The organism is Halopelagius fulvigenes (assembly GCF_042662625.1).
GTDB classification, from domain to species: domain Archaea; phylum Halobacteriota; class Halobacteria; order Halobacteriales; family Haloferacaceae; genus Halopelagius; species Halopelagius fulvigenes.
Genome location: NZ_JBHSXH010000004.1, coordinates 263,955 through 274,129, shown reverse-complemented (window position 1 = coordinate 274,129; position 10,175 = coordinate 263,955). Strand labels below are relative to the sequence as shown.

Sequence of the window (10,175 nt, the reverse complement as noted above, 5' to 3'; positions counted from 1 at the left end):
CGCGGGATTCCGGTGGTTCCGGACATCCTCGCGAACGCCGGCGGCGTCACCGTCTCGTACTTCGAGTGGTTGCAGGACATCAACCGGCGGCAGTGGTCGCTCGAACGCGTCCACGACGAACTCGAATCGCAGATGCTCTCCGCGTGGGCCGACGTGCGCGAGGAGTTCGAGGCGCGCGACGTGACGTGGCGCGACGCCGCGTACGTGGTCGCACTCCGCCGCGTCGCGGAGGCGAAGTCCACGCGCGGCCTCTGGCCGTAGCGCGGTCGGAGAACGCTCGAATTCCGTTTCGACGCCCTCGGCGGCCGCCCCCGTCTCAGTCGTCCCCTCGCGCGAGAACCTCGTTGACGAGTTCGCCCCCCTCGTCGAGTCGGGCGACGTTCTCGGCGACGATGTCGGCGAGGCGGTCCCAGTGCTTCGGTGTGTGGCCGCCGGTGTGGGGCGTGACGAGGCAGTTTTCGAGGTCCCACAGGGGGTGGTCGGCGGGGAGGGGTTCGGGGTCGGTGACGTCGAGGGCCGCGCCGCGAATCTTGTTCGACTGCAGGGCCGAGACGAGGGCGTCGGTGTCCACGATACCGCCGCGGGCGGTGTTGACGAGGACGGCATCCGTCGGCATCGTGGCGAACTCCGCTTCCCCTATCAGTCCGCGCGTCAGGTCGTTCAGGGGGCAGGCGACGACGACGTACTCGCTCCGGGAGAGGGCGTCGTGAATCGCGTCCTCGTCGAAGCCGACCACCTCGTCGGTGGGGCCGCCCTTCTCGGGGGTGTAGCGGACGCCGATGGTGTCCACCTCGAAGCCCCGCAGGCGTTGGACGACGGCCTGCCCGATTGACCCCAGGCCGATTACGGTGACGGTGCTGTCGGTGAACTCGCCCGATTGGAAGTGCCGCCACTCGGCGTTCCGCTTGCGCCGCCACCCCTCGTGCAGGCGGCGCGCGAACACGAGCATGTTGCCGATGGCCTGTTCGGCGATGCCCGGCGCGTGGATGCCCCCGGCGTTCGTGACGCCGACGCCGCGGGCGGCGAGTTCGTCCATCGGGACGTGGTCCGTCCCGGCGAACGTGCAGGCGAACAGTTCGAGGTTCGAGGCGTCCTCCACGAGTTCGGGGTCGAGCGTGATGCCCGTCGCGACGCGCGCCTCCGCGACGAGTTCCCGTTCCTGCTTCGGGGTTCGGGCGTGCGCGACGGTCCTCTCGGGGAGGCGTTCGCGGAGCGCTTCTGCGTACGATTCCATCGAGAGCCCTTCCGTCCCCTCGCGGAGGACGACGATATCCGGTGTGTCGGTCATCTGTTGCTCACTCCGCGCCTTCCGACGCGAATCGGTAGTGAACGATCGTCTCACCCGCACTTAGTCCTTCGTGTATTCGCCATGCACGAATTTTGTGTACAACTAAGGGGGTGGAGCGTGTTAGTGGGTCGTATGGCAGCGACGACCACGCTCGACCTGAGCCGACTGCGTCGAGAGTTCCACCGGTACCCGGAACCGGCGTGGCGGGAGTTCTACACCACCGCGACGCTCGCAGAGCGAATCGAAGAAATCGGCGTCGACGAACTCGCCGTCGGACCCGAGGCGTACGACCCCGAAGACAGGATGGCCGCGCCGGACCCCGAGGAGGTGCGGCCGTGGATGCGGCGGGCGGTCGAACGCGGCGCGGACGAGGAGGTAGTCGAGAGGATGGCCGGCGGCAACACGGGACTCGTGGCCGTCCTCGACCGGGGCGACGGACCGCACGTCGGCCTCCGCGTCGATATCGACGCCCTGTACATCGAGGAGTCCGACGGGGAGGACCACCTCCCCGCCCGCGAGGGGTTCCGGTCGGAGAACGAGGGGACGATGCACGCCTGCGGGCACGACGCCCACATGACGTGGGGGCTGGCGGTTCTCGACGCCGTCAAGCAGAGCGACTTCTCGGGCCGGTTCACCGTCTTCTTCCAACCCGCGGAGGAGGTGTCCGGCGGCGGCCGTCCGATGGCCGAGAGCGAGTACGCCGTGGGCCTCGATTACCTCTTCGCGGTCCACGTCGGCCTCGACCACCCGACGGGCGAAGTCGTCGCCGGCATCGAACGCATCCTCGCGATGTGCCACGTGGACGCGACGTTCAAGGGCACGTCGGCGCACGCGGGCAAAGCCCCCAACGAGGGCGACAACGCGATGCAGGCCCTCGGGACGGCCATCCAGAACGCCTACGCCATCCCCCGGCACTCCGAGGGAATGACCCGCGTCAACGTCGGCGTCGCGGAGGCGGGGACGGCGAGCAACGTCATCGCAGAGGAGGCGACCATCCACGGCGAGGCGCGCGGCGAGACGACCGAACTGATGGAGTACATGAAGGAGAAACTCCGAGACACGCTCACGACGGCGGGCGAGATGCACGGGTGCGAGGCGGAGGTGAACGTCGTCAGCGAGTCCCCCCGCGTCGATAGCGACCCGGAACTCGCGGCCGTCGTCGCCGACGCCGCCCGCGACGCCTCCGGCGTCGACTCCGTGCTCGAAAGCGCCGACTTCGGCGCGAGCGAGGACGCCACGTTCCTCATGCGGCGCGCCAAGGAGGAGGGTGGGCGGGCGACGTACCTCGTCGTCGGCACCGACCACCCGACGAGTCACCACACGCCGACGTTCGACGTGGACGAGCGCAGTTTAGAACACGGCGTCGAGGTGTTGACGGACGCGATTCTCTCCGTGGGTGAGTCGCCGTGACGGAGGGTTCGGCACCCGAGAGCGCGGACGCCGTCGTCACCGTCGCGGACGTGGCGGCGGCGCGGGACCGGATCGAGGGAATCGCCCACGAGACGCCACTCGACGTGTCCACGACGTTCGCGGAGATGTCGGGCGCGGCGTCCGTCGGCCTCAAACTGGAGAACATGCAGCGCACGGGGTCGTTCAAGATTCGCGGCGCGTACAACGCGATGGCGACGTTGCCCGAGGGCGTGAAAGAGCGAGGCGTCGTCGCCGCGAGCGCCGGAAACCACGCGCAGGGCGTCGCACTCGCCGGCCGACTCCTCGGCATCGACACGACCATCGTCGTGCCGGAGGTGACGCCGGCCGCCAAGATAGCGGCCACCCGAGGCTACGGCGCGGAGGTGGTCGTCGAGGGCGACATCTACGAACGCTCCTACGAGTACGCCCTCGAACTCGCGGACTCGGAGGGCTACGAGTTCGTCCACCCGTTCGACGACGAGAGCGTCATCGCCGGGCAGGGCACCGTCGGCGCGGAGCTAGTCGAGCAGTTCCCCGACGTCGATACCGTCCTCGTCTCCATCGGCGGCGGCGGACTCATCTCCGGCGTCGCCACGGTTCTGAAGGAGCACGACCCTGAGGTGCGCGTCGTCGGCGTCCAACCCGAGGGTGCCGCCCACGCGAAACCGTCGCTCGAACGCGGCGAGATTCACCAACTCCCGGACGTGGACACCGTGGCGGATGGCATCGCCGACACCCGCATGCTCGAAAAGACGTTCGCCGTCGTCGAGGAACGCGTGGACGACGTGGTGGCCGTCAGCGACGAGGAGATCACCGTCGCGGTGACCTTGCTCGCGGAACGCGCGAAGACGGTGGCTGAGACCGCCGGTGCCGCGCCCGTCGCCGCCCTCCTCTCGGACGCGGTGGACGTGACCGACGAACGCGTCGCCGCCGTCGTCTCCGGCGGCAACGTGGACCTGACGGAACACGGCGAACTCGCCCGGACCGGCCTGATGTCCCTCGGTCGGTACGCCGAGGCGCGACTGCACGTCGCCGACTGGCCGGGGAGTCTCGGAACCGTCGCCGACGCGGTGTCGGACCGCGGTGCGGGACTCGACGCGGTGGAACGGGCGCGGCGGACGGACGCGGACCACCCGAACCGGACGCCAGTCGCCGTCGGCTTGGAGGGAAGCGGTCCGGACCACCTCCGGGACGTCGTCGCCGGACTCGCCGGACTCGACGGCGTCAGCGTCGTCTCGCACACGCTCGATTGATAAAAAGAGGCGTCGCGGCGGTCAGTGCGCCGCCTCGATGGCCTCGGCGAAGATGGCGATGCCGAGTTCTATCTCGCGTTCGGTCGAGTCGAGGGGCGGGAGCAGTCGAATCGTCTTCTTCCCGCACCCGAGCGTCAGGAGGCCGCGCTTCAGCGACTCTCGGACGACCGTATTGCGACGGTCCGCGGTGTCGAACTCGACGGCGAGCATGAGGCCCTTCCCGCGGACGTCCACCACGTGGTCCGGCGCGCCGTCGCGGAGCAGTTCCTTGGCCTGTCGGCCGCGCGCCGTCGCGTTGTCCAACAGGTCGTGCTCCTCGATGGCTTCGAGGGTGAACACGCCCTGCATCGACGAGAGGATGTCGCCGCCGCCGAACGTCGAGCCCAAGCGGTTCTTCTCCTCGGGGAAGATGTCCTTCCTCGAGATGGTCGCGCCGACGCGGAGTCCCTTCGCACTCGCGATGACGTCGGGTTCGATGGGGTAGTGGTCGGAGGCCCACATCTCGCCCGTCCGCCCGACGCCCGACTGAATCTCGTCCACGACGAGGGGGATGTCGTACTCGTCGGTCACGTCCTGCACCTCCCGCATGAAATCGTCGCTCGGGAAGCGGTACCCGCCGACGCCCTGAATCGGTTCCATCACGAGGAACGCGATTTCGTCGGGGTTGATGTGCCCGCCCTCGGGGGAGAGACTCCGTCGCAACTGCGACCCGTCGCCGGTGAAGAAGCCGCAGTCGCACGTCTCCGCCGTGTGGTGTCTGTCGCCGCAGAACGGCACCGTCCGCATCCCCGACAGTTCGGGGTAGCGGCGGGTGTACACCTCGTTCGACCAAGTGACCGAGAGGGTGCCGAACGTCCGGCCGTGGAAACTCCCCTCGAAGGCGTACCCGTACTTCGCCTCTGGGTTGTGGTCGTACGATATCTTCATCGCGTTCTCGACGGCCTCCGCCCCCGAGTTCGAGAGGAACACCGTATCCATCCCGTACTGACTCGACACCTCGCAGAGCTTCTTCATCAGGTGACTCGACCCGGGGAACTCCGTCGATTCGGGGTCGCCGCCGGCGCCGAAGTACATGTCCTGTCCGGCTATCTTCATCGGGTCCACGAGGTCGAACTCCCGGAGTTTGCCGATCACCTTCTCGTTGTTGTAGCCGAGGGGGGCCGCGCCGATGTGGCAGGTGAAATCCAAGAGGACGTTGCCGTCCACGTCGGTCACGAACGGCCCGTCGGCCTCCGCCGTCACGTCCCAGACGAACTCGTGGGAGTACTCGCTGGGCGCCGCGTGTTCGGAGTGAAAGTTTATCCACGCCGCCGCGTTCGGTCCGGGCAGACCCTCCGCTGTCGGTTCCGCGGTATGCCTATCCATACACAGTGTGTGTGTACTCCGTACATTAAAACTAATTATTTTCGAACCAGAAAGTAGAAAACAAACCCAAAACAGTCCCAAATATTCGCCGTTGGCCCGTTCCCCCGACCGTTTTCACTCCGACAGGAGTAAACTAATAGCGAACATTGCGAGATATTCGGAGACCGCTCCCGATTATTGTCGTACAAACGAGTTCTACTCCGTCGTTAACCGCGAAAATTCCTAAGACGGCGTTTTCGCACTCGCGCCGTCGTTCGCGAGTTTCCGCGCCGACGTCCGGTTCGAGGCGGACGCCGACGAACCGTCTGCATGGTAACCGAGTGAACTCGTTCTCCCGATACCTTCCGGCGGATGTCCGCTAGATCGAATAAATATACTTGTATCAGTGAGAAGTACAACGATATCGGGGAAGTGCGGATAATACGTTCAACTACTTCGGATATATGGGCGAAAATATCCCTAACTCAGGGTAGGTCTCGAAGAATGAAATATAACCAATATCAATTGGCCTCTTTATCGGCGCTCTCTCTGTCTGTCGAAAACGGTCCCGCCCGCCAGTAACGGAGATATCGACCGTGAACAGAATTCCAATAATTTCCATCGAAACGGTGAGCAGACGACTACCGTCCGTCGCCTCATCGACGCGAAGACGAACTATCGTCTCTCTCATGTTCGAATACTCAGGTTCTCCTCTCGAAGGCTTCGGCGGGAGAGACGGCGGACGCGTCTCTGCCACCTCTTCGCATACCAGATCAAACCTTTCAGTCTTCGGCGGCTAGAACGACCCGATGTACGCACTGATTTCGTTGATTATCGTCGTGTCGCTCTCGTTACTCATCGTTCGAATGGGGACGGTTGCGCTCACGATGACCGGCGTCTCCAGGGAGGTGGCGTCGTTCCGGTCGCTCTCGGCGTTCTCCGGTGCCGGATTCACCACGCAGGAGGCGGAAGAAATCACCGCGTACCCGGCGCGACGCCGAGTCGTGAAGACGCTGGTGCGATTGGGGAACGTCGGTCTCGCGACGTCTATCGCGACGCTCGTCCTCTCGTTTACCCGCCCGGCGACGCGCCTCCCTCGACTGCTCATCCTGCTCGGCGTGGCGGCCGTTCTCGTCGCTCTCTCGCGTAGCGAGGCGTTCCACAGTCTCCTCACTCCGCTCATCAAGCGCGCTCTCAGTTGCACCGCGACTTTCGAACTCCGCGACTACGTCGGCCTGATGAACCTCAACCGCGAGTTCACCGTCGCGGACCTCACCGTTCGGACGGGGTCGTGGCTGGCGAACGAACGACTCGCGGACCTAGATCTGCGGTCCGAAGAAGGAATCAACATCCTCGGCATCCGCCGGGAGGACGGCACGTACACCGCGCGCCGTCCGGCCCGCCGGTCGGAAGGACGTAGCGCCGTTCGCCGCGAAGAGGCACCGGTCGGAGTGCGGCGGTACCCCGCGCCGATTCGCGTCTATCCGCTCCGCGGTTCGGGTCGTTCGGCCAGCGTCACGTTCACCTGCCGCCGTTCACCGTCGCGCACGACTGTCAGCGTCACCGTCTCTCCGGGTTGCGTCTCGGTGACGAGGTACGACGAGAGGTCCTCAGGCGACTGTATCTGCCGTCCATCCACGGCGACGATGACGTCACCGCCGACCGGAACGGTGAATCCACCGACCCGTCGGTACTCCCTCGTCTCGCGGAGGGTGTCCGCCGCGGGCGTCCCTGGCACCGTCGAGGTGACGTACACGCCCTCCGTCGAGTTGAGTCCGTTCGCCGACGCGAGCGGAGGAGTGGTCTCGGTGACCGCCACGCCGAGGTAGGAGTACTTGTACTCGCCGGTCCGAACGAGCGACGGGACGACACGCTCGATGAGCGACGCGGAAATCGCGAACCCGATGTTCTCGCCGCGGGAGGCGGAGATGCCCGCGGTGTTGACGCCGACGACGTCGCCGCCGCACGTCACCAGCGGTCCGCCGCTGTTACCGGGGTTGATGGGCGCGTCCGTCTGGACGACGTTCGGGACGGCGAACCCGCGCGTGGTCGGCATCGAGCGGTTCGTCCCGCTGACGATGCCGTGCGTTATCGTCTCCTCGAACCCGAACGGGCTCCCGAGGGCGGCGACTCTCGCCCCGCGGTCGGGGGGCGACTCGGCCACCGGGAGCGACTCGACGTACGCCGGCGTCTCGTTCACCCGGACGACGGCCAGGTCGGAGCGTTTGTCCCGCCCGACGACGGTTCCGAGCTTCGACTCGCCGCGAGCGAACTGGACGACGACGGAGTTCGATTCGCCGACGACGTGGGCGTTGGTCACGACGTGACTCGTCGAGTTGTTCTCCGACACAGCGTAGGCGAACCCGGAACCGAGCCCCGACTCCGTCCGCACCGCGACCACCGAGTCGATGGTCTGGTTGTACACCTTCGTGTAGTCACACTGCGCCTGCGCTTGCGTCTGCACTCCCGTCTGTCGGAGTCTGTTCTCCTCGGTCGAACCGTCGGTGCCGACGGACGACGCCCCCGCCACACCCGTCCCCGCGGTGAGAAGCAGAAGGACGACGCCGACGACACGATAGTTGACAAGCACCACACACGATTGTCTTTATCTCTCTTCCATAAGCGACGTGGCGGACGAACGCGAGATATCGAAACGGTGATAGACGGACGACAATGGACGCGGGCGATTCAGACGCGTTACTCGAAGTCGAACTCTCGCAGAATCGCGTTACGCAGCGCCGAACCGCGCACTCGCTCAGGAATACCTGACTGGCTGTTCGTCGTTACAGTCGTACGGCCGTAACGGGACTCGATTGAACGTCGGCCGCCACCGCTCTCGCCGGATCGACGCTCTCGGCGAGGAACGTTCCTGTTCACCTCTGTGGGGTGAGTTAGCGCGACGTTATCCGCCTCCGTCGGACGTACGGCCGGCGTACACCGCTTCTCGCTCTAGAGAGGCGGCCTCCGGCGCGCCGAGCGATTATTCCCTCGTTAGTCGTACCGCCTTTCTGCCGCGGCGGAATATGGTGTTTGTTACAACCTACCACCCGGACGTACGGGGTACGACTACATGGGCGTCGGTCGTTCGCCGCCGGACTCCGCACTCTTCGGGGAGCGATTCGGTCGGAGTTCGCTCCGGTCGTCGCTGGAGTACGCCGCGTCGGTCGGGTGGTTCCCCGCCGTCGTCACCGTCTGGTTCTTCCTCGTCCAACCCTCCGTCTCCCGGTTTCGACTGTTCACGCTCCGATCGACGCCCCCCTCGTCGCTCGAAGAGCTCCCCGTCCGGGCGGTGGGCGTCTTCGCGCACGTCCTCTTTCACGACCCGACGCAGCGACCCCCGCTTCACCTGCTGAAGAACCTCGGTCTGTTCGCCGTCGCCGCCGTCGGTTTCCGTATCTCGAACGAGTCGGCGGACGCGATTCGCGCCGCCTACGCCCGTCTCGTGGTCGTCACACCCCCGGTGTCGGCGGCGGTGTTTCTCGTCACCGGACAGACGAAGTTCGGGTACGGCGCGTCGACGGTCGGATTCGCCGTGACCGGGTACGTGGCGGGCGAACTCGCCGCCGGAGGCGTCTCGGAACGGAACGCGACGCTCGCGTCCGCCTTCCTGTGCTACGCGACGGTGGTGTTCGTCGGGGACATCGCGACCGGGGGACTGGCGACTGCGCTCCACGCGACCGGATTTCTGCTGGGTGCGTCGTACGCGTTCGTCTCTCGGATGCGGTGAGACGAGTCGGCGCGGCGTTCGATCACCTCGCACGACGGTCGGACGGCCTCTCGACGACTGAATCGCCGGGAGAGGCCGCCACGACGACGCGCGGACGCTTCCGCGCCTCCCTCGTCCGCCACCTCACTCCGAGAGGTCGTTCAGCATGGTCGCAAGGGCCTCCTCAGCGTGTGAGCGCATCGGTTCGACGAACATCCCGACGAACGCGTGTATCTGGTCGGGGTAGTGGTGGTGTCGAACCGGGACGCCCGCCTCGGAGAGACGTCTCGCGTAGGCGATACCCTCGTCGCGGATGGGGTCGAACCCGCAGGTGAGAATCGACGCGGGCGGGAGTCCCGAGAGGTCCCGCGCCCGCAACGGCGAGGCGTACGGGTGTTTGCCGTCGAGTTCGTCGTCGAGGTAGTGGTCCCAGAACCACCGGGAGTCGGCGCGTTCGAGGTAGTACCCCGACGCGTTCTCCTCGTGGGACTCCGTGTCGAAGGCGTGTTCCGTCGCGGGGTATATCAGCAACTGCCGTTCTAGGGTGGGGCCGTCGAAGTCCCGAAACGAAAGCGCGACCGCCGCCGCGAGGTTGCCGCCCGAGCTATCGCCGCCGACGGTCACCCTCCCCGCGTCGCCGCCGATAGCGTCGGCGTTCTCCGTCACCCACCGCGTCGCGGCGCGGCAGTCGCGCAGTCCGGCGGGGAACGGATGCTCCGGCGCGTGCCGGTAGTTCACCGAGACGACCAACCGACCGGACTCGACGGCCATGTGGCGGCAGGCGGCGTCCATCTTGTCGAGTCCGCCGAGCACCCACCCGCCGCCGTGGAAGTAGACGAGAACGCCCCGCCCGTCGTCGCCCGCCGGTCGGTAGACGCGAAGCGGAACCGGGCCGTCCGGACCGGGAATCGAGACGTCGAACACGTCCTCCACCTCGGGCCCCTCCGTCCGTTCGACGAGCATCCCCGACTGTTCCCGCGCGGACTCGACGGAGAGGGTCGCCGTCGAGGGGAGACCCTTCGCCGCCAGGCCGTCGAGGAACGCCCGCGCGTCGGGGTGCAACTCGCCCCGTCCGGCGTCCTCGTTCACGCCGTCCATCGACTCCCCCGTCATCGCCGCTTCCTCCCTTCGTCGGCGCGAGAGGGGGGTTCCTCGTTCGATCCGGTGCGAAGCC

General features: G+C 66.5%; 9 protein-coding genes and 1 pseudogene. 4 read left to right on the top strand and 6 right to left on the bottom strand.

Going from position 1 to position 10,175, the window contains the following annotated elements; all coding sequences use genetic code 11:
* Positions 1–261 (top strand): annotated as a pseudogene (locus ACFQEV_RS01790) (Glu/Leu/Phe/Val dehydrogenase); the annotation flags it as partial.
* 55 nt (positions 262–316) lie between these two features.
* On the opposite strand, the gene ACFQEV_RS01785 reads toward ACFQEV_RS01790, so the two are convergent.
* On the bottom strand, positions 317–1,288 hold the full coding sequence (locus ACFQEV_RS01785) for a D-2-hydroxyacid dehydrogenase (protein WP_379692199.1): 972 nt from the start codon (positions 1,286–1,288) through the stop codon (positions 317–319).
* A gap of 132 nt (positions 1,289–1,420) precedes the next feature.
* Here ACFQEV_RS01785 and ACFQEV_RS01780 point away from each other — a divergent pair, with 132 nt between their 5' ends.
* Positions 1,421–2,698 carry an amidohydrolase gene (locus ACFQEV_RS01780; protein WP_379692197.1) on the top strand — a complete coding sequence of 426 codons (1,278 nt, stop codon included), beginning with the start codon at positions 1,421–1,423 and terminating at the stop codon, positions 2,696–2,698.
* Positions 2,695–3,951, top strand: a complete 1,257-nt coding sequence (gene ilvA / locus ACFQEV_RS01775; protein WP_379692195.1) for a threonine ammonia-lyase — start codon at positions 2,695–2,697, stop codon at positions 3,949–3,951. The genes ACFQEV_RS01780 and ilvA overlap by 4 nt, the downstream gene beginning before the upstream one ends.
* A 21-nt stretch (positions 3,952–3,972) precedes the next feature.
* Here ilvA and ACFQEV_RS01770 read toward each other — a convergent pair whose 3' ends face one another.
* The 4 genes from ACFQEV_RS01770 to ACFQEV_RS01750 form a co-directional block, all read right to left on the bottom strand.
* Complete coding sequence (locus tag ACFQEV_RS01770) at positions 3,973–5,316, bottom strand: class-III pyridoxal-phosphate-dependent aminotransferase (RefSeq protein ID WP_379692194.1); 1,344 nt, start codon at positions 5,314–5,316, stop codon at positions 3,973–3,975.
* Between the two features lie 430 nt (positions 5,317–5,746).
* Positions 5,747–6,052 carry a hypothetical protein gene (locus ACFQEV_RS01765; RefSeq protein ID WP_379692193.1) on the bottom strand — a complete coding sequence of 102 codons (306 nt, stop codon included), beginning with the start codon at positions 6,050–6,052 and terminating at the stop codon, positions 5,747–5,749.
* 39 nt (positions 6,053–6,091) lie between these two features.
* On the bottom strand, positions 6,092–6,274 hold the full coding sequence (locus ACFQEV_RS01760; protein ID WP_379692210.1) for a hypothetical protein: 183 nt from the start codon (positions 6,272–6,274) through the stop codon (positions 6,092–6,094).
* A 501-nt stretch (positions 6,275–6,775) separates the two neighbouring features.
* The gene (locus ACFQEV_RS01750; protein ID WP_379692192.1) at positions 6,776–7,888 is read right to left on the bottom strand and encodes a S1C family serine protease; all 1,113 of its coding nucleotides are present in this window, start codon (positions 7,886–7,888) and stop codon (positions 6,776–6,778) included.
* A 477-nt stretch (positions 7,889–8,365) separates the two neighbouring features.
* Here ACFQEV_RS01750 and ACFQEV_RS01745 point away from each other — a divergent pair, with 477 nt between their 5' ends.
* Positions 8,366–9,022, top strand: coding sequence for a hypothetical protein (locus ACFQEV_RS01745; RefSeq protein WP_379692190.1), 657 nt, complete (start codon positions 8,366–8,368; stop codon positions 9,020–9,022).
* A gap of 123 nt (positions 9,023–9,145) precedes the next feature.
* Here the strand turns inward: ACFQEV_RS01745 and ACFQEV_RS01740 are convergent, their stop codons facing one another.
* On the bottom strand, positions 9,146–10,114 hold the full coding sequence (locus ACFQEV_RS01740; RefSeq protein ID WP_379692189.1) for an alpha/beta hydrolase: 969 nt from the start codon (positions 10,112–10,114) through the stop codon (positions 9,146–9,148).
* Positions 10,115–10,175 lie beyond the last annotated feature (61 nt).

Excerpts from the sequence above, each read along its gene's own strand:
- ACFQEV_RS01785 (WP_379692199.1), bottom strand. The coding sequence starts at position 1,288 with ATGACCGACACACCGGATATCGTCGTCCTCCGCGAGGGGACGGAAGGG.
- ACFQEV_RS01745 (WP_379692190.1), top strand. The coding sequence starts at position 8,366 with ATGGGCGTCGGTCGTTCGCCGCCGGACTCCGCACTCTTCGGGGAGCGA.
- ACFQEV_RS01780 (WP_379692197.1), top strand. The coding sequence starts at position 1,421 with ATGGCAGCGACGACCACGCTCGACCTGAGCCGACTGCGTCGAGAGTTC.
- ACFQEV_RS01740 (WP_379692189.1), bottom strand. The coding sequence starts at position 10,114 with ATGACGGGGGAGTCGATGGACGGCGTGAACGAGGACGCCGGACGGGGC.
- ACFQEV_RS01770 (WP_379692194.1), bottom strand. The coding sequence starts at position 5,316 with ATGGATAGGCATACCGCGGAACCGACAGCGGAGGGTCTGCCCGGACCG.